Raw genomic sequence first — 22628 nt, 5'->3', positions numbered from 1 at the left:
GATGTGTGAACCGCGAAGTGACCCTGCCTCTGATCGTCGACGACCGCGGGACCCTGCAGGTGGCTGCCGCCGATGTGAGCAAGCTGCTGCGCACGATGGGGGGGCGGTGGCTGCATCTCGTCGAGGCCGGTGAGGAGGGACTCGACGAGGACACGGTGGCCGCGCTCACGATCGAACTGGCGAAGTTGGCCGACCGGATCGATGTGGCGTGCATCGCGCACAGCAGTGGGGGTGCCTCCGGCTGAGGGGGCCCCGCGCCGCTGAAGGCGGAAGGCGAAAAGATCGCGCCGTTCCCCGCGCCCCTGAAGGGCCGAACGGCCCGTGTCCCCGGTCTGGAGTAGTCCGGCGCGATAAACGGGACTTCCCGGGTGATCGTGGTGGGACCACCCTTCCGCCCGGGAGAGGCAGTTCCCGGGCGGGCGAGAGAAGGCGCAGGCACATGGCGACTTTGTGCAGACCCGCGGTCTCTGTTCCGGAATACGTGATCACGATGGAGGAGACGCTCGAACTGGCGCGCTCCCGCCACCCCGATCACCCCCAACTGCCGCTCGCGCTGCGGCTGATCGAGAACACCGGTGTACGCACCCGGCACATCGTGCAGCCCATCGAGGAGACCCTGAAGCACCCCGGCTTCGAGGAACGCAACAAGGTGTACACGGCCGAGGCGAAGGCCCGTGTGCCGGCCGTCGTCCAGCGCGCGCTCGATGACGCGGAGGTCCTGGCCACCGACATCGACGTGATCATCTACGTCTCGTGCACGGGCTTCATGATGCCGTCGATGACGGCCTGGCTGATCAACTCCATGGGGTTCAGGAGCGACACCCGCCAGATACCCATAGCGCAGCTCGGCTGCGCCGCCGGGGGCGCCGCGATCAACCGGGCGCACGACTTCTGCACGGCCTACCCCGAGGCCAACGCGCTCATCGTGGCCTGCGAGTTCTGCTCGCTGTGCTACCAGCCGACCGACCTCGGCGTCGGCTCGCTGCTGTGCAACGGCCTGTTCGGCGACGGTATCGCCGCCGCGGTGGTCCGCGGACAGGGCGGCGAGGGCATCCGGCTGGAGCGCAACGGCTCGTACCTGATCCCCGAGACCGAGGACTGGATCATGTACGACGTGCGGGCCACCGGCTTCCACTTCCTGCTGGACAAGCGGGTGCCGGCCACCATGGAACCCCTCGCCCCCGCCCTGCACAACCTTGCCGGTCTGCACGGCTGGGACGCCTCCGACCTGGACTTCTACATCATCCACGCCGGAGGTCCGCGGATCCTCGACGACCTCAGCAAGTTCCTCCAAGTGGCACCGGAGGCCTTCCGGTTCAGCCGGGCGACGCTCACCGAGTACGGGAACATCGCCAGCGCCGTCGTCCTGGACGCACTGCGCAGGCTGTTCGACGAGGGGGGCTCCCCTCACCAGGCGCGCGGAATGCTCGCCGGCTTCGGGCCGGGGATCACGGCCGAGATGGCGCTGGGCCGCTGGCACCGCACGAGCGAAATGACGGCATGACATGACCTCTGACCTGAACGTGAACCAAGAGACGGCGGCAGCGCCCCCGGTACGGCACTGGCCCGCCCTGGATCTGACCGGGGTGGACTTCGACCCCGTCCTGTCCGAGCTGATGCGTGAGGGCCCCATCAACCGCATCCAGTTGCCCAACGGCGAGGGCTGGGCCTGGCTGGTCACCCGCTACGACGACGTACGGCTGGTGACGAACGACCCCCGGTTCAGCCGTGCGAAGGTGCTCGGCCGCCAGGTCACCCGGCTGGCCCCGCACTTCATCCCCGCGCCGGGCGCGATGAGCTTCGTCGACAAGCCCGACCACGCCCGGCTGCGCAGGGCGGTGAACGCGGCGTTCACCACGCGCGGGGTCGAACGCCTGCGCGCGAACGCCCAGCAGACCCTGGACACCATGGTCGACGACATGCTCCGGGACGGTCCCCCGGCCGATCTGATCGACCGGGTCCTGTCCCCCTTCCCGATCACCGTCATCTGCGAGCTGATGGGGGTCCCGGCCGGCGACCGGCACACCCTGCACACCTGGACGCAGTCGATCCTCTCCTCCAGCCAGGGCGCCGAGGCCAGTGAGCGGGCCAAGCGGGACATGGAGGTGTACTTCGCCAAGCTGATCGCCGAGCGCCGCGGCGCGACTGGCGAGGACGTCACCTCGCTGCTCGGCGCGGCGGTCGGCCGGGGCGACATCACCGAGGAGGAGGCGGTGGCGCTCGCGGGTCCGATCCAGATCGGCGGCGAGGCCGTCACCAACAACACCGGGCAGATGCTCTACATCCTCATGACCCGGCCTGCGCTGTTCGACCGGCTGCGCGACGAGCCGGAACTGCGCCCCCAGGCCCTCGACGAGCTGCTGCGCTACATCCCGCACCGCAACGCCGTCGGTCTGTCCCGGATCGCCACGGAGGACGTCGTCCTGCACGGCGTACGGATCAGGAAGGACGACCCCATCTACGTGTCCTACCTGGCCGCGAACCGGGACCCGGACGTCTTCCCCGACCCCGACCGGATCGACTTCGACCGCGCCTCCAACCCGCACGTGGCGTTCGGGCACGGTCCGCACTACTGCGTGGGCGGCATGCTCGCCCGCCTGGAGTCGGAGCTGATGGTGAACACGCTCCTCGACCGGATTCCGACACTGCGGCTGTCCGTCTCGGCGGACGAGGTGCCGTGGCGGCGCGGCGCGCTGATCCGCGGGCCCGAGGCCCTCCCCGTCACCTGGTGACCGCGCACACGCCGCCCGAGGGTCTGCTGGTGCCACCGGGGCACGGCCGTACGGTCCGGACGCCGGCCCAGCACGTGACCTTCAAGGTGACCGGCACGCACTCCCGGGCGGCGTCCAGCTTCGAGGTGGTCGTGCCGCCCGGCTTCGACGTCGGCGCGCACGTCCACACGCGCAGCGAGGAGCTGTTCTACGTCCTCGAAGGGGAGCTGGACGTGCTCGCCTTCGAGCCGCTGGTCCGCACCCGCGACAACTGGCAGCGCTGGCAGTCGGGTTCGGGCAACCGGGTGGTGCGGGCGACGCCGGGGACGGTGATCGTCGTGCCGCCCGGCTGTCCGCACGCGTTCGCCAATCCCACGGGGGAACCGGCGAAGATGTTCTTCCAGGCCTCGCCGCCGCCGGATCACGAACGCTACTTCGACGAGTTGCTGCGCATCCTGGACGCGGGGGGTCCTCCGGACGTGGCGGCGATCGAGGAGTTGCGGTCGCGGTACGACATCGAGCAGCTGACGCCGTTGCGGCACCGGTGAACGTCCGCCGACCGGAACACCGCAGGTCCGCTGAGCCCGGCCGCGCCGTTCCCCGCGCCCCTGAAAAGCGGGGCTGCGCCCCGGCTTTTCGCCCTTAAGGGGCGCGGGGAACGGCGCAATCTTTTTGTCTTTGGGGGCGCGGGGAACTGCGCGACCGGCTCCGGCGCGACCGCGCATCCCGTGGGTGTCAACGGATCGGCATGCCGGACAACGTGCGGGCGATCACCAGTCGCTGGATCTCACTCGTGCCCTCGAAGATCGTGTAGATCGCCGCGTCCCGGTGCATCCGCTCGACCGGATACTCGCGCGTATACCCATTCCCGCCGAGGATCTGGATCGCCTGCCCGGTCACCTTCTTCGCCGTCTCGCTGGCGAACAGCTTCGACATCGACCCCTCCGCGGAGGTGAACTGCTTTCCGCTCACCGCCATCCAGGACGCCCGCCACACCAGCAGCCGCGCCGCGTCGATCGACGTACGCATGTCGGCGAGCTGAAAGGCCACACCCTGGTTGTCGATGATCGGCCGCCCGAACTGCTCGCGCGTCTTCGCGTAGTCGAGGGCCACCTCGTACGCGGCCCGTGCCGTGCCGACCGCCATGGCGCCGACAGCCGGGCGGGACGCCTCGAACGTGGCCATCGCCGCGTTCTTCAGCCGCTCGCCGTTGCCCGCCTTGGCCCGCTCACGGGCGCGGGCGAGGCGCTCGTCCAGTTTCTCCTTGCCGCCGAGCAGGCAGGAGCCGGGAACGCGGACGTTCTCCAGGACGACCTCGGCGGTGTGCGAGGCACGGATGCCGTGCTTCTTGAACTTCTGCCCTTGCGACAGACCGGGCGTGCCCTTCGGGACGATGAAGGACGCGTGCCCTTTGGAGCCCAGCTCGGAGTCCACGACCGCGACCACCACGTGCACGTTGGCGATGCCGCCGTTGGTCGCCCAGGTCTTCGTACCGTCGAGGACCCACTCGTCCTTGGCCTCGTCGTACACGGCCCGGGTACGCATCGACGCGACGTCGGAGCCGGCGTCGGGCTCGGACGAGCAGAAGGCGGCGACCTTGACGTCGTTGGCGTCGCCGTACATCTGGGGGATCCAGGTGCCGATCTGCTCCTCGGTGCCGTTGGCGAGGACGCCCACCGCGGCGAGGCCGGTGCCGACGATCGACAGGGCGATGCCCGCGTCGCCCCAGAACAGCTCCTCCATGGCCATGGGGATGCCGAGGCCGGTGGGATCGAAGTACTGCTGGGCGTAGAAGTCCAGGGAGTAGATGCCGACCTTGGCGGCCTCCTGGATGACCGGCCAGGGAGTCTCTTCCCGCTCGTCCCATTCGGCGGCCGCGGGGCGGATCACGTCGGCGGCGAAGCCGTGGATCCAGTCCCGCACCTCCTTCTGTTCGTCGTTGAGCTCCATGGTGAACTCGGCCATGTCCCCTCCAGCGCTGCACTCACGTGTTACTTGCGGTAACGGTAGCCTGTTACTGGTCGGTAGTAAAAGTCAACTCCCCGTTCCGGGTCGGCAGCCCGTTCGAGGCGGGGTCGGCGCATGGTGTTACGTTGCGCAGGCGTCACCGAATCAGCACGGGTGGGGAGAGATCATGGACACCACGCAGCGGACCGATCAGCAGAGGTCCGCCGACCGTCGACGGCGTGAGCTGTTGGAGGCCGCCGACCGGGTGGTGCTCCGCGACGGCCCGGGGGCCTCGATGAACGCCATCGCGGCGGAGGCGGGCATCACCAAGCCGATCCTGTACCGCCACTTCGGCGACAAGGGCGGACTCTACGCGGCTCTCGCCAAGCGCCACACCGACGCCCTCCTCGGAGCGCTGCGCGCCGCGCTCGACGCGCCCGCCGAGCGCCGGGAGCGGGTGGAGGCCACGCTCGACACGTACCTCGCCGCGATCGAGGCCCGCCCGCAGGTGTACCGCTTCCTGATGCACCCCTCGGAGGGCGGCCCGCAGAACGACCAGGTTTTCGACATGGGGGCGTACTCCTTCCCCCTCCTTCGCCGCATGGGCGAGGAGTTGGCCGACGTCATCGAGGAGCGCGTCGATCTCGGCCCGAACAGCCAGCAGTTGGCCCGTGTCTGGGGCCACGGCATCGTCGGCATGATGCACGCCGCCGGCGACTGGTGGCTCGGCGAACGCCCCTGCGCCCGCGCCGAATTGGTCCGAGCCCTCGCCGACCTCCTCTGGGGCCGCCTGGCAGCAGCAGGCGACAAAGCAGGCGGCCCAGGCTTCTGACCCACGTTCACCCTCCGGGAACGGCGGCTTCTAGGGGCGCGGGGAACGGCGCAATCTTTGCCTTTCAGGGGCGCGGGGAACGGCGCGGCCAGCCACAACGCACCGCACCCGCACCCGGCAACACCCCCTCAAGCCCCCCGAGAGGCCCGCCCCGCCTGCCACATGACCTTCCGCCGACGCCACCCCGTGACCCGATCCACATACAACCCACCGTCAAGGTGATCGCACTCATGCTGAAGGCACCGAGCGAACCACCCACTCCCATGCACCCGCACCGGCGCCCCGTCCAGGGAAACCCCCTCCACCACGGCATGGTCGTACCGCTCGGTGCCCGCCTCAAGTCCCGGCAGCGACAGACACCCCTCGGGCCCCCGCAGCACCACCCCGTCCGCCTCGACCAGCCGCGGGTTCACCACATGCCCCACATACCGCCGGTCGTCGTCATCGGGGCAGTCGTACACGAAGACCCGCAACGACTCACCGACCTGGTTGGCGGCCAGCCCGACCCCCTCCGCCGCGTACATCGTCGCGAACATGTTCTCGACCAGTCGGGCGAGTTGGGGACCGAACTCCGTCACTTCTTCACACCGTGTGTGCAACACGGGGTCGCCGAGCAAAGACAGAGGAAGGACGCGCCCTCGGGCGCCGGGGATCGAGCCGTGTCGCATGGCGGCAAGGGTACGGTCCTCATTGTCGCGCGGGCGTCGGAGCGGTGCCGCGGTTCGGGCCTGCGAGTGGATCTCGATAGGCTGAGGGTCAGACGTTGCCGGGGGCAGTGCGCGGCGCCGTACGCAAGGAGGATCGGGAACTGATGGCAGGCAACTCGGACCCGCTGTCGCCGCGGGCCAAGCTCGCCGTGACAGCGGGCAAAGCGGTCGCGGCGGCATCACGTGCCGCGGGCCGCGGCAGCGGATCGGTGATCGGCGGCCGGGTCGCGCTCAAACTCGACCCCGACCTGCTGGCCAGGCTGGCTCAGCACCTGGACGTCATCCTGGTGTCGGCCACGAACGGCAAGACCACGACGACGCGGCTGATCGCCGAGGCACTTCAGGCCGCCGGGCCTGTCGTCTCGAACGCGCTGGGCGCGAACATGCCCGCGGGCATCACCTCGGCGCTGGCCGGCGGCTCCGACTCGCGGTTCGCCGTCATCGAGGTCGACGAGAAGTATCTGTCCGGGGTGGCGCGGGACACGGATCCCAAGTGCATCGCCCTGCTCAACCTCTCGCGCGACCAGCTCGACCGCGCGGCCGAGACCCGGATGATGGCCGAGCACTGGCGCGAGGGCCTGGCCGGCTCCAAGGCGGTCGTCATCGCCAACGCCGACGACCCGCTGGTCGTCTGGGCCGCGTCCTCCTCGCCGAACGTGGTGTGGGTGGCAGCCGGTCAGATGTGGAAGGACGACGCCTGGTCCTGCCCGTCGTGCGGCGGTGTGATGCAGCGCCCCGGCGACGACTGGTTCTGCGGCGACTGCGGTTTCCGCCGCCCCACGCCGAGCTGGGCGCTCTCCGGGGACCACGTCCTGGACCCGCACGGTTCGGCCTGGCCGATCCACCTCCAGCTGCCGGGCCGCGCCAACAAGGCGAACGCCGCCTCGTCGGCCGCCGTCGCCGCCGTCTTCGGCGTACCGCCGCAGGTCGCCCTGGAACGCATGTACCAGGTGCAGGCCGTGGCCGGACGCTACGACGTCGTGCAGTTCATGCAGCGCGACCTGCGCCTGCTGCTCGCCAAGAACCCGGCGGGCTGGCTGGAGACGTTCTCCCTGATCGACCCGCCGCCGACCCCGGTGATCCTGTCGGTGAACGCGCGCGGCGCGGACGGCACCGACACCTCCTGGCTGTGGGACGTCGACTACACCCGGCTCGCCGGTCACCCGATCTTCGTTCTGGGCGACCGCAAGCTGGACCTCGCCGTACGGCTGGAGGTCGCGAACCAGCAGTTCCAGGTCTGCGACAACCTCGACCAGGCCGTGCAGCAGGCACCGCCCGGCCGGATCGAGGTCATCGCGAACTACACCGCTTTCCAGGACCTGAGGCGTCGTGTCGGCAACTGAACCCCGGAGGACGAAGAGAATGAGTGACAACAGCCTTCGGCTGGTGTGGATCTATCCGGACCTGCTGAGCACGTACGGCGACCAGGGCAACGCGCTCGTCGTCGAGCGCCGGGCCCGTCAGCGCGGTCTGGACGTGGCCCGTCTCGACGTACGCAGCGACCAGCCGATTCCCACCTCAGGTGACATCTACCTCATCGGCGGCGGCGAGGACCGGCCGCAGCGTCTCGCGGCCGAGCGGCTGCGCCGCGACGGCGGTCTGCACCGCGCGGTCGGCAACGGCGCGATCGTCTTCTCGGTCTGCGCCGGCTACCAGATCCTCGGCCACGAGTTCATCAACGACCTGGGCCAGCGCGAGTCGGGCCTCGGTCTGCTCGATGTGCACTCCACCCGCGGTGAGGGCGAGCGGTGCGTCGGCGACGTGCTGGGCGACATCGACGCGCGCCTCGGGCTGCCCCCGCTGACCGGCTTCGAGAACCACCAGGGCATCACGCACCTGGGCCCCACCGCCCGCCCCTTCGCGAACGTGCGCCTGGGCAAGGGCAACGGGACGGGCGACGGTACGGAGGGCGCGTACAACGACACGGTCTTCGGGACGTACATGCACGGGCCCGTGCTCGCCCGTAACCCGTTGATCGCGGATCTGCTGCTCAAGCTGGCGCTCGATGTGAACGCGCTGCCGCCGATCGACGACCGGTGGTACGAGGCGCTGCGCTCCGAGCGCATCTCGGCTGCTCAGCAGCCTGCCTGACCCCGTCGGCGCAGCCCATCCGGCGACGTGCCCGCTCACCTGTGCGGGCACGTCCAGCAGGCGGACGCACCCTGCGGATCCGCCCCCTGCCGCCGGTAGGGTGGCGGCGTCCTGCCGGACAGCGTGGTCCGGTTCCCGGCCCACGTTGAGAAGGTATTCCGGACTATGCGCATTGGTGTCCTCACGTCCGGCGGCGACTGCCCCGGTCTGAACGCCGTCATCCGGTCCGTCGTACACCGCGCCGTCGTCGACCACGGCGACGAGGTCATCGGCTTCCGGGACGGCTGGAAAGGCCTGCTGGAAGGCGACTACCTCAAGCTCGACCTCGACGCGGTGAGCGGCATCCTGGCTCGCGGCGGCACGATCCTCGGTTCCTCCCGGGTCCAGCCCGCGCATCTGCGCGACGGTGTGGAGCGGGCCAGGGGCCATCTGGAGGAGATCGGGCTCGACGCGATCATCCCGATCGGCGGCGAGGGCACGCTCAAGGCCGCCCGCCTCCTGTCGGACAGCGGTCTGCCGATCGTCGGTGTGCCGAAGACCATCGACAACGACATCGCCGTCACGGACGTCACCTTCGGCTTCGACACGGCCGTGGGGGTCGCGACCGAGGCCCTCGACCGGCTGAAGACCACCGCCGAGTCCCACCAGCGCGTCCTGATCGTCGAGGTCATGGGCCGCAACACCGGCTGGATCGCCCTGCACTCCGGTATGGCCGCGGGCGCCCACGCGATCGTCGTTCCGGAACGGCCCTTCGACATCGCGGAGTTGGCCGCCAAGGTCGGTGAGCGCTTCTCCGCGGGCAAGAAGTTCGCCATCGTCGTCGCCGCGGAGGGCGCGAAGCCCCGCGAGGGCACGATGACCTACGACGAGGGCCGCAAGGACATGTACGGGCACGAGCGGTTCGCGGGCATCGCCCGGCAGCTCTCCATCGAGCTGGAGGAGCGCCTGGGCAAGGAGGCCCGGCCGGTGATCCTCGGACATGTGCAGCGCGGGGGTACGCCGACCGCGTACGACCGGGTGCTCGCCACGCGGTTCGGGTGGCACGCGGTGGAGGCCGTGCACCGGGGTGAGTTCGGCAACATGACGGCCCTGCGGGGGACCGACATCGTGATGGTGTCGCTCGCGGAGGCGGTCGAGACGCTGAAGACCGTGCCGGACTCGCGGTACGCGGAAGCGGAGTGCGTGCTCTGACGCTCCGCCCAGGGAGCTTCGGCACTGCGGGTCGATCGTAGGCCGCGGGTCGCCCGTGCCCGAGCCCGCCCCCGGTCGTAGGTCCGACCGGGGGCGGTTCTAGTCTGGGTGGGGACAGACAGCGCTCAATCAGTACGAAACAGGAGCCGGCGGATGGATCACAGCGGGCACGGCACGACCATGGATCTGCCGCCGTTCACGCTGGGGCGGGGGCTCGAATGGTCCCCGGACCCGTTCTTCCTCGTCGCCTGCCTGGTGGGGCTCGCGCTCTACGGGTGGGGGGTGGCACGGCTGGTGCGGCGCGGTGACGCGTGGCCGGTCGGGCGGACCGTGGCGTTCGTCGTCGGTGTCCTGAGCGTCATGCTCGTCCTCTGTACCGGGCTGAACGACTACGGCATGGTCATGTTCAGTGTGCACATGGTGCAGCACATGGTGATCAGCATGCTGTCGCCGATCCTGATCCTGCTCGGCGCGCCGATCACTCTGGCGCTGCGCGCGCTGCCGACCGCGGGACGCGGTCGCAAGGGGCCGCGCGAGCTGCTCCTGATGCTGCTGCACAGCAGGTTCATGCGGGTCGTCACGCATCCGGCCTTCACGATCCCGCTCTTCATCGCCAGCCTGTACGCGCTCTACTTCTCGCCGATCTTCGATGCGCTGATGGGGTCGAAGACCGGGCACGTCGCGATGATGTGTCACTTCCTCGCCGTCGGCCTGGTGTTCTTCTGGCCGATCATGGGTGTCGACCCCGGTCCGCACCGGCCCGGCCATCTGATGCGGATGCTGGAGCTGTTCGCCGGTATGCCGTTCCACGCGTTCTTCGGTATCGCGTTGATGATGGCGTCCGAGCCGATGGTCGAGACGTACAAGAACCCGGCCGCCTCGCTGGGCATCGACGCGCTCACCGACCAGAACGCGGCGGGCGGCATCGCCTGGGCGTTCAGCGAGATCCCGTCCGTGCTCGTGCTGCTGGCCCTGCTCTTCCAGTGGTACCGCTCCGAGCAGCGGCAGGCACGGCGTTCGGACCGGGCCGCGGACCGTGACGGCGACAAGGAACTTGAGGCGTACAACGCCTATCTGGCCTCACTCGACGCACGCGGACACTGAGTTTCTTTTCGCCTCTTTCTTCCTTCTGGTCACTCCGCGCACTCCGCTAATTCCCCTTGACGGTAAGGCTTTGCCATTCAGTAGCATGGCGCGTGACGCCCTGCTTCCGTTCTGCAGGGTTCGGGGGAACCGCAGCCGGGGGGAGCGGTCGTAATGATGCACGCATGCCTGCCGAGGGCCGGAAAAACGGTGGTCCGAAGGCTGGCCGCACTACTGGCCGCTGTGCTGATCCTCAGCGGATGCACCCAACAACGCCTGTTCGCGGTACGGGCCGTCGCAGCCGGAATACCGTCATCCGCACCCTTTTTCGAAGAGGACGGATCACTGGGCAAGGACCGCAGGGGACTCGCGCCGGAGAAGGCGCACAGCGGTCTGCAGCAGGGCAACACCCCTGGTCTGTACGGGGGGACGCGCGACCAGAAGGTCTGCGACATCGAGCGGCTCAAGGATTTCCTCACCGATCCCGAGAATCGACAAAAGGCCCGGGAATGGGCGCGGATCGTGGGCATTGCACCTGATCGGACCGAGGGATACCTGGACGATCTCACACCGGTCCTGCTGCGTCACGACACTCTCGTGAAGAACCATGACTACAGGAAAGGAAAAGCGGTCTCCTACGACGCTCTGCTTGAGGCGGGGATCGCGGTTCTGGTGAACGACCAGGGACTTCCCGCCGTCAAGTGCTCCTGCGGGAATCCGCTGAAGGCCTTCGACAAGGATCCCGAGAAGATCTCGGTCGAGTTCGAGGACGGCAACAAGAAGTGGGCGGGCTACGAGAGGTCCGACGTGGTGACCGTCAAGCCCTCGCCGCAGCCGCTGGAGCGGATCGCCCTCCTCGATGTGGACGATCCCGGCACGGCCATCAACCGGCCCGTCGGCACCACCGGCGAGCAGGACAGCACCTTCGACGCGACGAAGCGGCACGAGGTGCCGGCCGTGGCGGGGATGACCTTCGACCGCGCCGGTCAGGCGCTGGCCGGGCTGGGCCTCGCCGCGGCGTACTCCGGGGACGACCTCCCACCGGGAGACGCGGCGGTGACCGGCGCCACGCCCGGGCCCGGGACGGCGCTGGCCTTCGGAGAGGCCGTGACGCTGAGCGTGGACGCGGACTCCGGCGGAACGCCCGTCCCGGCGTCACCGACCGAGCCGGACAAGGCGAAGCCGCCGTCCGACACGTCGAAATCGCCGCCCGGCGAGGAGTCCGGGCCCGAGGGCGGGACGCCGTCCCCACCCGTCGGCGGCACACCCACCGTGACCGGGTCCACGCCGGACGAGGAGCCACCGCCGCCACCGGCCTCGGCCCCTCCGTCCGGCCCCACCTCGGTGGAGCCCACGCTCAGCGAACCGGTGGCGAGCGAGCCGGTGTCCGGTGGACCCGCCCCCTCCGGCGGGTCGGGCACCGGCGCGGCGGCCCAGGGCCCGGCGTAGGCCCACCAGGAGCAGAACCCCGGGAGTGACCGGATGGCATCAGGAACACCGCAGTCGGGAGTCGGCCGGGTCATCGCCGGCCGCTACCTCCTGCTGAACCAGTTGGGCAGTGGCGGCATGGGCCATGTCTGGCTCGCGTACGACCAGCGGCTGGCCTGCGAGGTCGCGCTCAAGGAGATCGTGTTCCGCGACCCGGGCGAGGCGGATCACGACCGCTCGGCCCGGGTGGCCCGGGCCCGTGCCGAGGCCCGGCACGCCGCGGGCCTGCGCGGCCACCCGCACGTCGTGACCGTGCACGACGTCCTTGAGCACGAGGGCCTGCCCTGGATCGTGATGGAGTACGTGGCCGGGGCGCTGGACCTGAGCGCCCTGGTCGGCCGGCGCGGGGCCCTGGCACCCGCCGAGTGCGCCCGCGTCGGGCTCGCCGTGCTGGACGCGCTGACCGCCGGGCACGAGCGCGGGGTCATGCACCGGGACGTGAAGCCCGCCAACATCCTGCTGGCCCCGGACCGCACCGGCTCTCCGTACGCCCGGGTCCTGCTCACCGACTACGGGATCTCCGTGCGGCCCGACGGCGACGAGACCCGGTACACGCTGACCTCCGCGCTGGTGGGCACCGCCGGTTATCTGGCGCCCGAGCGGGCCCAGGGCGGGCCGCCCACCGCGGCGGCGGACCTGTTCTCGCTGGGCTGCACGCTCTACTGCGCCGTCGAGGGGTACGGGCCCTTCGACCGTGAGTCGGGGCTCGCGGCGCTGACGGCCGTCGTCCTGGAGGAGCCGCGGCCCGTACTGCACGCGGGCGCGCTGGAACCGCTGCTGTCGGCGATGCTCACCAAGGATCCGGTCCGCCGGATCACCGCCGAGGAGACCGAGGCCGCGCTGTCCGCGATATTGACTCCGCAGCCGCATCCCCGGACCCGGCTCGACCCCGGCTCGGAACCGCCGTGGGCGGGCGGTGTCACCCATACGGCCGCACCCCGCACGCCACCCGCGCCCGAGCCCCCGCAGAGCCACGGAGACGGCCCGCAGTGGTACGCGCCGTCCGCCGCTCAGCGGTCGTCCTCGGTTCCCCCTCGCCATCGCCAGGAGGCCCACCACGCCCGGCCTTCGGGGCAGGCTCCGGGCCCGTGGTCCGGCGGGCAGGGCTTCGGCCCTCCCCCGCCGGCCTCCGGGCGACGCCGCCGTCCACGCAACCGCGCCCGGACGGCCGTACTGGCGACCGCGCTGGGGCTGGCCCTCGCCGGCGGCGGAGCCTGGTACGCCATGGCGAACCTGCCGGGGGACGGTGACGCCAAGCCGTACGGGGACGCCGTCGGGCTGTCCGAGCCGCTCGTCGACGGGAACTGCGTCGCGACGAAGTGGACCGGTACCCCCTTCGTCGGGGACCCGGAACTCAGGGTGGTGAAGTGCCTCAGCGAGGAGACCTACGGGCAGGTGATGGCCGTGTTCGAGGCGGCGTCCGCCCAGGACGCCCGCGCGGCCGGCGCCGCCCGGTGCGAGCAGCGCACCGAGGACACCCGTGAGAAGCTCGCGGACGTCCGCTCGTACGCCGCCGTGCCGACCTCCGAGGGTTTCGGGACCGCCGGGCGCCGCGTCGCCTGCCTGCTGCTCGACGCGCGCGGCAAACCGCTGTTCGGGCCGATCGGGGACCGTCGCCCCGCCGGCATGCGGTTCAGTGACACGGCCACCATGCAGAAGCGGGACTGCCTCGACCGGATCTCCGACAACCGCGCCGGACTCGTCTCCTGCGAGGGCCCGCACCAGGAGCGGGTGCTCGGTTTCCACCGGATGAGCCCGGACACGACCCTCGCCCAGGCCAGGCGGCGGGCGACCGCGGCCTGCCGGGAGGAGGTGCCGCCGAACGACTACGGATACGACCCGAACATCTATACGGGCTCGTCCTGGGTGGGCAACAGCGCCTGGACCTCCGGCACTCATTTCGTGGTCTGCACTGCAATTCGCAAGGACGGGGGCACCATGGAGAAGAATGAACCATGAGGAGGGTGTTGCGATGCCCGGTTCCACGAAGACCATGGGAGTGCTCACCGTCGGCGGCCTGGTGATGGTCACGGCCTACACGGTGGCGCTCGGCAGCAACGGCTGGCTGTGGTTCGGCTGGGTGGTGCTCGGTCTGATCACTCTGGCGATGGTGGCCTCCAGGCCCACCTGAGGCACCGCGCGACCGGTTCCCCGGGAGGAGGCCCTGCGGTCCTTTCCCCGGGGGACCGTTCGTGCGGGGTCCGGTCAGGATCGGCTCATTCGCGGGTCAGGGGCCCCGCCGAGTGCACGCCCGGCTGGTATTTCGGCAACCGGGCGGTGATTTTCATGCCCGCGCCCGGAGCGGTCTCGATGACGAGGCCGTAGTCGTCCCCGTAGACCTGCCGCAGCCGGTCGTCGACGTTCGACAGGCCGATGCCGTCCGAGGGGTCGGTCTCCCCCGCCAGGATGCGGCGCAGCCGGCCGGGGTCCATGCCGGGTCCGTCGTCCTCGATGACCACGAGCGCCTCGGCGCCCGCGTCCTGCGCGGTGATGCTGATACGGCTCCTGTCGACGTTGCCGGGACCGCCTTCCAGGCCGTGCTTCACGGCGTTCTCGACGAGCGGCTGCAGGCAGAGGAAGGGCAGGGTCACCGGCAGCACCTCGGGAGCGATCTGCAGGGTGACCGAGAGCCGGTCGCCGAAGCGCGCCCGGACCAGTGCCAGATAGTGGTCGATGGCGTGCAGTTCGTCGGCGAGGGTGGTGAAGTCACCGTGCCTGCGGAACGAGTAGCGGGTGAAGTCGGCGAATTCGAGGAGCAGTTCGCGGGCCCGCTCGGGGTCGGTGCGCACGAACGAGGCGATCACCGCGAGCGAGTTGAAGATGAAGTGCGGGGATATCTGGGCCCGCAGCGCCTTGATCTCGGCCTCGATCAGTCGCGTACGGGACTGGTCGAGGTCGGCGAGTTCCAGCTGGACCGACACCCAGCGGGCGACCTCTCCGGTGGCCCGTACGAGCACGGCGGACTCGCGGGGCGCGCAGGCGACGAGCGCCCCGTACACCCGGTCGTCGACGGTGAGCGGGGCGACGACGGCCCAGCGCAACGGGCAGTAGGGCTCGTCGCAGACGAGGCGGAAGGCCTCCCCGCGGCCGGTCTCCAGGGGGCCGCCGATCCGCTCCATGATCTGCTCCCGGTGGTGCTCGCCGACACCCTCCCAGGCCAGCACGGTCTCCTGGTCGGTGAGGCAGAGCGCGTCGGTGCCCAGCAGGGTGCGCAGCCGCCGTGCGGACTTGCGGGCCGTCTCCCCGGTCAGGCCCGCGCGCAGCGGAGGCGCGGCGAGCGAGGCGGTGTGCAGGGTCTCGAAGGTGGCGTGCTCCACGGGGGTGCCGAGGTCTCCGGGGCCCGGTGAGCGCGCGGTGCGCCGGCCGAACCAGAAGCCGGCCGCGAGCAGCGGCAGCACGGCCACGCAGAGTCCCGCCAGGAATCCGCTCACGCCTTGATCTCCTTGACCTCCGTGCGTACCTGTCCCCCGGCGAGTTCCTCCGGCAGATGGAAGCGGGCGAGGATCGCCGCCGTCCCGGCCGGTACGCGCCGGGGCGTCGCCAGCGACACCAGCACCATGGTGAGGAAGCCCAGGGGCACCGACCACAGCGCGGGCCAGGCGAGGAGCGCGTGCAGGGAGCCCGTCCCCGGGAAGCCGGCCATGGTGGCCGCGACCGCGAGGAGCGCCGAGCCGCCGCCGACGAGCATCCCGGCGGCCGCGCCGGGCGGGGTGAGCCGGTGCCACCAGATGCCGAGGACGAGCAGCGGGCAGAACGACGAGGCCGACACCGCGAAGGCGAGTCCCACGGCGTCGGCGACCGGCAGTCCGCCCACGAGCATGCTCGCCGCGAGCGGCACGATCATGGACAGGACCGTGCCGAGCCGGAAGTGCCGTACGCCTCGGGAGGGCAGCACGTCCTGGGTGAGCACGCCCGCCACGGCCATGGTCAGGCCCGACGCCGTGGACAGGAACGCGGCGAAGGCCCCGCCGGCCACCAGCGCGCCGAGCAGGTCCCCGCCCAGCCCGCCGATCACCCGGTCGGGCAGCAGCAGGACGGCGGCGTCGGCGTCGCCTGTGAGGGTCAGCTCGGGGGCGTACAGGCGGCCCAGCGCGCCGTAGAGCGGCGGCAGCAGGTAGAACAGGCCGATCAGGACGAGCACGGCGACGGTGGTGCGGCGGGCGGCCACGCCGTGCGGACTGGTGTAGAAGCGCACGACGACGTGCGGCAGCCCCATGGTGCCGAGAAAGGTGGCGAGGATCAGCCCGTACGTGGCGTACAGCGGCCGTTCCTCCCGGCCCGCGGCGAGTGAGGTGGACATGCCGCCGTTGTCGCCGCGGTCGGCGACGGGCACGGGGTCGCCCTTGCTGAAGGACAGCCGGGTGCCCTGCTCGATGCGGTGGACGCCCGCGGGCAGCCGTATCCGCCGGTCCTCGTACCGCGCGCCGTCGACCGTGCCGTCCGCCGTGACGGTCAGCGGCCCGGTGAGCTTCAGGTCGAGTCCGGCGTCGATGCGTACGACCCGGTGTTCGCGGAACGTGGCCGGTTCGTCGAAGGCGTGGCGCGGCGCCCCGTCGTCCTGCCAGGCGAGGACGAGGAAGAGCGCGGGAACGAGCAGGGCGGTGAGCTTGAGCCAGTACTGGAAGGCCTGGACGAAGGTGATGCTGCGCATACCGCCCGCGGCGACGGTCGCCACCACGACGACCGCGACGATGACGCCGCCGAGGGACTTGGACGCCCCGGTGAGCACGTTCAACGTCAGTCCCGCGCCCTGGAGCTGGGGCAGGAGGTACAGCCAGCCGACCCCGACGACGAAGGCTCCGGCCAGCCGCCGCATGCCCTGCGAGGCGAGCCGCGCCTCGGCGAAGTCGGGCAGGGTGTACGCGCCGGAGCGGCGCAGCGGGGCCGCGACGAAGATCAGCAGGACGAGGTAGCCGGCGGTGTAGCCGACCGGGTACCAGAGCATGTCCGGGCCCTGGACGAGGACGAGGCCCGCGATGCCGAGGAAGGAGGCGGCGGAGAGGTACTCGCCGCTGATGGCGGCCGCGTTCAGCTTGGGGCCGACCGTGCGCGAGGCCACGTAGAAGTCGGAGGTGGTGCGGGAGATGCGCAGGCCGAAGGCGCCGACGAAGACGGTCGCGACGACCACGAGGGCGACCGCCGGAACGGCGTAGTTCTCGTTCACGTGCTCAGCGGTCCTCCACGAGGCGGACGAAGTCCTTCTCGTTGCGGTCGGCGCGCCGCACGTACCAGCGGGCGAGCAGCACCAGCGGCGGGTAGACGCAGAAGCCGAGCACGATCCATTCGAGGCGCGAACTGTCTCCCAGCACGGTGAACACCAGCGGCAGCGGGCCCACGAGAAGGACGAGTACGGCGAAGACGGTGAGCGCGGCCCGCAGTTGGCTGCGCATCAGGGAGCGGACGTAGGTGTGGCCGAGCGTGGTCTGCTCGTCGATCTCGGTCCGCGGCCGGGAGCGGCTCAGCGGGCGCGTACGACGCGGCGGGCCGGTGACGACCACCCGGCGGTCGGTGGGGACACGCCGGTCGGTGGGGTCGTGGGGCAACTCCGCCTCCTCAGCTCGCGGTCCGGCGCATCAGCAGGTCCCGCAGTTCCCGTGCGTGGCGGCGGCTGACCTGGAGTTCGACCGAATCGACCAGGACGCTCACCGTACCCGCGTCCAGGCGGAGTTCGCTGATGTGACCGAGAGCGACGAGATGGCGGCGGTGGATGCGGACGAAACCGCGCGAGCGCCAGCGCTCCTCAAGGGTGGAGAGGGGGATGCGGACGAGGTGGCTGCCCTGGTCGGTGTGCAGCCGCGCGTAGTCGCCCTGGGCCTCGACGTGGGTGATGTCCTCGACGGCGACGAACCGGGTGACCCCGCCGAGCTCGACCGATATGTGGTCCGGGTCGGGTTCGTGCACGGGTATCAGCGGGGCCGCGTCCATCTGCTCGACGGCCCGGCGCACTGCTTCGGCCAGCCGTTCCCTGCGGACCGGCTTCAGGACGTAGTCGACGGCCTTGAGGTCGAAGGCCTGGACGGCGAACCCCTCGTGGGCGGTGACGAACACGACGAGCGGCGGCTTGGCGAACCCGGCGAGCAGCCGTGCCATGTCGAGTCCGTCGAGACCCGGCATATGGATGTCGAGGAAGACGACGTCGATGCCCTCGTCGCCGTCCGGACCGCTGTCCAGGGCCCGGTTGATCCGCCGCAGCGCCGTCGTGGCGTCGTTCGCGCCCTCGACGCTGCTCACCCGTGGATCGGCGTCCAGCAGATAGAGCAGCTCTTCGAGGGAGGGCGGTTCGTCGTCGACGGCGAGGGCGCGCAGCATGAACCCGGAGTGTAGGAGCAATCCGCGCGCCTGCACATGCGGCGGGCAAGGTCGTCGTGGCCGGATCGTCGCTGGATACAGTGCCCGCATGAGACCCACGTCCACCGCTTTCGACGAACTCGACCGGAAGATCGTCACGGCTCTGATGGCGAACGCCCGCACGAGTTTCGCCGAGATCGGCGCGGCGATCGGGCTGTCCGCCACCGCGGTCAAGCGCCGGGCGGACCGGCTGCGGGAGACAGGTGTGATCACCGGGTTCACGGCGACGGTGAAACCGGCCGCGCTCGGCTGGCGTACGGAGGCGTACGTGGAGGTGTACTGCGAGGGCGCGGCGCCGCCTCGGCGGCTCGCGGAGGTGGTGCGCAACCATCCGGAGATCACGGCCGCCATGACGGTGACCGGCGGGGCGGACGCGCTGCTGCACGTACGGGCCCGGGACGTGGAGCACTTCGAGGAGGTGCTGGAGCGGATCCGGGTGGAGCCGTTCATCCGTAAGACGGTCAGCTTCATGGTGTTGTCGCATCTGCTGCCGGAGAGCCCGGAGGCGGGGGCGAACCAGCCGGCTCCGGAGGCGTGAACCCGGCGTTCCGCCGTCCGTTCGCGTCGAGCACGCACTGATCGTGCGCCGAACGGCCTCAAGACGCAGCATTTCTGCGGCAGCGCGCAATTTCTGCCGCTTGTCGCGCCTCTCCCCCGCTTTCTACCGTTGAGGTATCCCACCCGACACCTCAGGAAAGCGGAGGAACCCCTCTGTGCCCATGAGCCGTGTGCCGCGCCCCAGACGGTTTCTGGTCTGCGAACCCAGACACTTCGCCGTGCAGTACGCCATCAATCCCTGGATGCGCATGGACACGCGGGTCGACGTCGATCTGGCCCGGGGCCAGTGGGCGGAGCTGATCTCCGCCTACCTCGCCCACGGCCACACCGTCGACAGCGTGGAACCGGTCGCCGGTCTGCCGGACATGGTCTTCGCCGCGAACTCGGCGCTGGTCGTCGCCGGCCGGGTCTTCGGCTCGCTCTTCCACGCACCGCAGCGCCGCCCGGAGTCGTCCGCGTACGAGACGTGGTTCACGAGCGCGGGCTTCGACGTCCACCACCCCGAGTCGGTGTGCGAGGGCGAGGGCGACCTGGTGTTCGCCGGCCGCCACCTGCTGGCCGGCACCGGGTTCCGTACGGCACGGGCCGCCCACCACGAGGTGCAGGAGTACTTCGGTGTCCCCACGGTCAGCCTCACGCTGGTGGATCCCCGCTTCTACCACCTCGACACGGCGCTGTTCGTGCTCGACGACGGACCCGAGGCGAACATCGCGTACTACCCGGAGGCGTTCTCCGCGGGCAGCCGCGAGGTGCTCCGCCTGCTCTTCCCGGACGCGGTGGTCGCCACCCACGAGGACGCCATGGCGTTCGGGCTGAACTCCGTCTCGGACGGCCGCCACGTCTTCATCGCGCCGCGCGCCGAGGCCCTCGCGGGCGAACTCGACCGCCACGGCTACGTCCCCGTCCCCGTCGACCTGTCGGAGTTCCAGAAGGCCGGCGGCGGCATCAAGTGCTGCACACAGGAGATCCGCTCATGACTGTCGCACCCAGCCGTTCCCTGCGTTCGTCCGCCGAGCTGATCCGCGCCGAGGAGCCCGTCCTCGCGCACAATTACCACCCGCTGCCCGTGGTCGTCGCCCGCGCCGAGGGCGCCTGGGTCGAGGATGTCGAGGGCCGCCGCTACCTCGACATGCTGGCCGGTTACTCGGCGCTCAACTTCGGGCACCGCCACCCGGCCCTGATCGAGGCCGCGCACCGCCAGCTCGACCGGCTGACGCTGACCTCGCGCGCCTTCCACAACGACCGGCTGGCCGCGTTCGCCGAGTCGCTGGCCACGCTGACCGGCCTGGACATGGTGCTGCCGATGAACACGGGCGCCGAAGCCGTGGAGAGCGCCGTCAAGGTGGCGCGCAAGTGGGCGTACGAGGTGAAGGGCGTCCCCGCCGACCGGGCGACCGTCATCGTGGCCGCCGACAACTTCCACGGCCGTACGACGACCATCGTCAGCTTCTCCACCGACGAGACGGCCCGCGCCGGGTTCGGGCCCTTCACGCCGGGGTTCCGGGTGGTTCCGTACAACGACCTCGCCGCGCTCGAAGCGGCGATCGACGAGACGACCGCGGCCGTGCTGATCGAGCCGATCCAGGGCGAGGCGGGAGTCGTCATCCCGGACGACGGCTATCTGCGGGGCGTGCGCGAGCTGACCCGGCGGACGGGGTGCCTCTTCATCGCCGACGAGATCCAGTCGGGCCTCGGGCGCACGGGCCGCACCCTGGCCGTCGAGCACGAGGGCGTCGTCCCGGACATGGTGCTGCTCGGCAAGGCACTCGGCGGGGGCATCGTGCCGGTCTCCGCGGTGGTCGCGCGGCGCGAGGTGCTGGGGGTGCTGCGGCCGGGCGAGCACGGCTCCACGTTCGGCGGCAACCCGCTGGCCGCCGCGGTCGGCTCCGCCGTGGTGGAGCTGTTGAAGACCGGCGAGTTCCAGCGCCGGGCCGAGGAGGCGGGCGTGCTGCTGCGGGACGGCCTGTCGGCCCTCGTGGGCAAGGGCGTACGCGGCTTCCGGGCACGCGGCCTCTGGGCGGGTGTCGACATCGACCCCGCCATCGGCACGGGCCGCGAGATCAGCGAGTCCCTGATGCGCGAGGGAATCCTGGTGAAGGACACCCACGGCTCCACCATCCGCCTGGCCCCACCCCTGACGATCACGAACGAGGACCTGCGGATGGCCCTGGACACCCTGAAGAGAACCCTCCGAAAAGGCGCCTGACCCCCAGGTCCCCCAGGCCCCCCAGGCCCCCCAGGCCTCCAGGGGCGCGGGGAACGGCGCAATCTTTTGGCTTTCAGGGGCGCGGGGAACGGCGCGACAAGCCCCCACCGGCCCGCACCCGACGAGCGACCGGCCACACCCACGGGGGGCACACCGCGGGCCAGGGCGGGTTGTCCGTCGGGGGCGGCCCGGTGGGGGCCGGTGGTCGGTCAGGGCTTCAGGAGTGTCTTGACCATCCCGTCCTCCTTCGCCTGGAACATCGCGTACGCCTTCGGCGCATCCTCCAGCGGCATGGAGTGCGTCTTGAACGTATCCACGCCGAGCGGATCCTCATCCGTCAGCAACGGCAGGATGTCGTCCACCCAGCGCCACACATTCGCCTGCCCCATCCGCACCTGGATCTGCTTGTCGAACATCGTCAGCAGCGGCATCGGGCTGACGGCGCCGCCGTAGACCCCGGAGATGGACAGCGTGCCGCCACGGCGCACCAGCTCGATGCCGGCGTACAGCGCGCCCAGCCGGTCGATCCCCGCCTTCTCCATCATCGGCTGCGCCACGGCGTCGGGCAGCAGTCCGGTGACCCACTGGGCCGCCTTGGCGAACGGCGTACCGTGCGCCTCCATGCCGACGGCGTCGATGACCGCGTCGGTCCCGCGCCCGTCGGTGAGGTCCCGGACGGCGGCCACCAGGTCCTTGCCGTTCATCCGGGCGTCGAAGCACGTGACCCCGTGGGCGCTGGCACGGGTGAGGCGCTCCTTGACCAGGTCCACGCCGATGACCAGGCCGGCGCCGCGCTGCTGGGCGATCCGCGTGGCCATGTCGCCGATGGGCCCGAGGCCGAGCACGGTGACGCTGCCGCCCTGCGGAATCGCCGCGTACTCCACCGCCTGCCAGGCCGTGGGCAGGACGTCCGACAGATAGACGTAGCGGTCGTCGGCCGGCCCCTCGGGCACCTTGATGGGCAGTTTGTTGCCGAACGGCACTCGCAGGAACTCCGCCTGCCCGCCCGGCACCTGCCCGTACAGCTTGGTGTATCCGAACAGGGAGGCGCCGCTGCCGCGCTCGCGCACCTGGGTCGTCTCGCACTGCGACTGGAGTCCCTGGTCGCACATGTAGCAGTCGCGGCAGGAGACGTTGAAGGGGATGACCACCCGGTCACCGGGGGTCAGGGCGGTGACGTCAGGTCCCACTTCCTCCACTATGCCCATCGGCTCGTGGCCGAGGATGTCGCCGGGGTCGATGAAGGGGCCGAAGAGTTCGTAGAGGTGGAGGTCGGAACCACAGAGGCCGGTGGAGGTGATCCTGACGACGATGTCGTCGGGCTTCTCGATGCGGGGATCCGGGACGGTCTCCACCCGGACGTCCCGCTTCCCCTGCCAGGTCAGAGCGCGCATGGTATGACTCCTCCAGCGATCGTGATGGTGGTCCCTGCCATCGCCCGAGTCCCCTTTCTCCGCATTCCGACA

The 22628-nt window shown here is 70.6% G+C and carries 22 protein-coding genes; 15 read left to right on the top strand and 7 right to left on the bottom strand.

All coding sequences use genetic code 11. From position 1 onward, the window contains the following. Nucleotides 1-5 precede the first annotated feature (5 nt). The 4 genes from ACIOKD_RS22920 (at nucleotide 6) to ACIOKD_RS22905 (ending at nucleotide 3259) form a co-directional block, all read left to right on the top strand. On the top strand, nucleotides 6-245 hold the full coding sequence (locus ACIOKD_RS22920; RefSeq protein ID WP_402086910.1) for a DUF6213 family protein: 240 nt from the start codon (nucleotides 6-8) through the stop codon (nucleotides 243-245). Between the two features lie 194 nt (nucleotides 246-439). Further along, nucleotides 440-1504: a type III polyketide synthase gene (locus ACIOKD_RS22915; RefSeq protein ID WP_402086908.1), complete on the top strand. Its 1065-nt coding sequence runs from the start codon at nucleotides 440-442 to the stop codon at nucleotides 1502-1504. A gap of 1 nt (nucleotide 1505) precedes the next feature. Continuing rightward, nucleotides 1506-2732, top strand: coding sequence for a cytochrome P450 (locus ACIOKD_RS22910; RefSeq protein ID WP_402086905.1), 1227 nt, complete (start codon nucleotides 1506-1508; stop codon nucleotides 2730-2732). Continuing rightward, a complete protein-coding gene (locus ACIOKD_RS22905) occupies nucleotides 2729-3259 on the top strand; it encodes a cupin domain-containing protein (protein WP_402086902.1) in 531 nt (176 codons plus the stop codon). The genes ACIOKD_RS22910 and ACIOKD_RS22905 overlap by 4 nt, the downstream gene beginning before the upstream one ends. 187 nt (nucleotides 3260-3446) lie before the next feature. Here ACIOKD_RS22905 and ACIOKD_RS22900 read toward each other — a convergent pair whose 3' ends face one another. After that, nucleotides 3447-4676 carry an acyl-CoA dehydrogenase family protein gene (locus ACIOKD_RS22900; RefSeq protein ID WP_402086900.1) on the bottom strand — a complete coding sequence of 410 codons (1230 nt, stop codon included), beginning with the start codon at nucleotides 4674-4676 and terminating at the stop codon, nucleotides 3447-3449. A gap of 169 nt (nucleotides 4677-4845) precedes the next feature. On the opposite strand from ACIOKD_RS22900, the gene ACIOKD_RS22895 reads away from it, so the two are divergent. Then, the gene (locus ACIOKD_RS22895) at nucleotides 4846-5490 is read left to right on the top strand and encodes a TetR family transcriptional regulator (protein WP_402086897.1); all 645 of its coding nucleotides are present in this window, start codon (nucleotides 4846-4848) and stop codon (nucleotides 5488-5490) included. Between the two features lie 128 nt (nucleotides 5491-5618). Here the strand turns inward: ACIOKD_RS22895 and def are convergent, their stop codons facing one another. Next, nucleotides 5619-6158: a peptide deformylase gene (gene def / locus ACIOKD_RS22890; protein WP_402086894.1), complete on the bottom strand. Its 540-nt coding sequence runs from the start codon at nucleotides 6156-6158 to the stop codon at nucleotides 5619-5621. 143 nt (nucleotides 6159-6301) lie between these two features. On the opposite strand from def, the gene ACIOKD_RS22885 reads away from it, so the two are divergent. From ACIOKD_RS22885 to ACIOKD_RS22855, 7 genes are all read left to right on the top strand, one after another. Beyond that, nucleotides 6302-7540 (top strand): MurT ligase domain-containing protein, encoded by a 1239-nt coding sequence (locus ACIOKD_RS22885; RefSeq protein ID WP_402086891.1) that lies wholly within the window; start codon nucleotides 6302-6304, stop codon nucleotides 7538-7540. Nucleotides 7541-7559: 19 nt separating this feature from the next. Further along, nucleotides 7560-8288: a type 1 glutamine amidotransferase gene (locus ACIOKD_RS22880; RefSeq protein ID WP_402086888.1), complete on the top strand. Its 729-nt coding sequence runs from the start codon at nucleotides 7560-7562 to the stop codon at nucleotides 8286-8288. A 165-nt stretch (nucleotides 8289-8453) separates the two neighbouring features. Then, the gene (locus tag ACIOKD_RS22875; protein ID WP_402086885.1) at nucleotides 8454-9479 is read left to right on the top strand and encodes a 6-phosphofructokinase; all 1026 of its coding nucleotides are present in this window, start codon (nucleotides 8454-8456) and stop codon (nucleotides 9477-9479) included. A 153-nt stretch (nucleotides 9480-9632) separates the two neighbouring features. Then, nucleotides 9633-10583, top strand: a complete 951-nt coding sequence (locus tag ACIOKD_RS22870; protein ID WP_402086882.1) for a cytochrome c oxidase assembly protein — start codon at nucleotides 9633-9635, stop codon at nucleotides 10581-10583. Nucleotides 10584-10736: 153 nt separating this feature from the next. Beyond that, nucleotides 10737-12011, top strand: a complete 1275-nt coding sequence (locus tag ACIOKD_RS22865) for a DUF6777 domain-containing protein (protein ID WP_402086880.1) — start codon at nucleotides 10737-10739, stop codon at nucleotides 12009-12011. A 33-nt stretch (nucleotides 12012-12044) separates the two neighbouring features. Then, nucleotides 12045-14009 carry a serine/threonine-protein kinase gene (locus tag ACIOKD_RS22860; RefSeq protein ID WP_402086877.1) on the top strand — a complete coding sequence of 655 codons (1965 nt, stop codon included), beginning with the start codon at nucleotides 12045-12047 and terminating at the stop codon, nucleotides 14007-14009. 13 nt (nucleotides 14010-14022) lie between these two features. Continuing rightward, the gene (locus ACIOKD_RS22855; RefSeq protein ID WP_267024354.1) at nucleotides 14023-14181 is read left to right on the top strand and encodes a hypothetical protein; all 159 of its coding nucleotides are present in this window, start codon (nucleotides 14023-14025) and stop codon (nucleotides 14179-14181) included. An 85-nt stretch (nucleotides 14182-14266) separates the two neighbouring features. On the opposite strand, the gene ACIOKD_RS22850 is transcribed toward ACIOKD_RS22855, so the two are convergent. The 4 genes from ACIOKD_RS22850 to ACIOKD_RS22835 are packed head-to-tail and all read right to left on the bottom strand — an operon-like array spanning nucleotide 14267 to nucleotide 18359. Continuing rightward, nucleotides 14267-15481 carry a histidine kinase gene (locus ACIOKD_RS22850; protein WP_402086874.1) on the bottom strand — a complete coding sequence of 405 codons (1215 nt, stop codon included), beginning with the start codon at nucleotides 15479-15481 and terminating at the stop codon, nucleotides 14267-14269. Further along, nucleotides 15478-17214 (bottom strand): cation acetate symporter, encoded by a 1737-nt coding sequence (locus tag ACIOKD_RS22845; RefSeq protein WP_402086871.1) that lies wholly within the window; start codon nucleotides 17212-17214, stop codon nucleotides 15478-15480. Before ACIOKD_RS22845 ends, ACIOKD_RS22850 begins: the two co-directional genes overlap by 4 nt. A 4-nt stretch (nucleotides 17215-17218) precedes the next feature. Continuing rightward, a complete protein-coding gene (locus tag ACIOKD_RS22840; RefSeq protein ID WP_402086868.1) occupies nucleotides 17219-17593 on the bottom strand; it encodes a hypothetical protein in 375 nt (124 codons plus the stop codon). Between the two features lie 10 nt (nucleotides 17594-17603). Then, entirely contained in the window at nucleotides 17604-18359 is a 756-nt protein-coding gene (locus tag ACIOKD_RS22835; RefSeq protein WP_402086865.1) for a LytR/AlgR family response regulator transcription factor, read from the bottom strand. Nucleotides 18360-18447: 88 nt separating this feature from the next. On the opposite strand from ACIOKD_RS22835, the gene ACIOKD_RS22830 reads away from it, so the two are divergent. From ACIOKD_RS22830 to rocD, 3 genes are all read left to right on the top strand, one after another. Next, nucleotides 18448-18936: an Lrp/AsnC family transcriptional regulator gene (locus tag ACIOKD_RS22830; protein WP_402086862.1), complete on the top strand. Its 489-nt coding sequence runs from the start codon at nucleotides 18448-18450 to the stop codon at nucleotides 18934-18936. A 175-nt stretch (nucleotides 18937-19111) separates the two neighbouring features. Then, nucleotides 19112-19933, top strand: a complete 822-nt coding sequence (gene ddaH, locus ACIOKD_RS22825; protein WP_402086859.1) for a dimethylargininase — start codon at nucleotides 19112-19114, stop codon at nucleotides 19931-19933. After that, complete coding sequence (gene rocD, locus ACIOKD_RS22820) at nucleotides 19930-21162, top strand: ornithine--oxo-acid transaminase (RefSeq protein WP_402086857.1); 1233 nt, start codon at nucleotides 19930-19932, stop codon at nucleotides 21160-21162. Before ddaH ends, rocD begins: the two co-directional genes overlap by 4 nt. 209 nt (nucleotides 21163-21371) lie before the next feature. On the opposite strand, the gene ACIOKD_RS22815 is transcribed toward rocD, so the two are convergent. Next, on the bottom strand, nucleotides 21372-22556 hold the full coding sequence (locus tag ACIOKD_RS22815; RefSeq protein WP_402086854.1) for an alcohol dehydrogenase catalytic domain-containing protein: 1185 nt from the start codon (nucleotides 22554-22556) through the stop codon (nucleotides 21372-21374). Nucleotides 22557-22628: the final 72 nt, after the last annotated feature.

It is taken from the genome of Streptomyces sp. NPDC087844 (assembly GCF_044742785.1).
GTDB lineage: Bacteria > Actinomycetota > Actinomycetes > Streptomycetales > Streptomycetaceae > Streptomyces.
The sequence above is the reverse complement of the archived record's forward strand: the minus strand, read 5'-3'. Positions and strand labels throughout refer to the sequence as shown.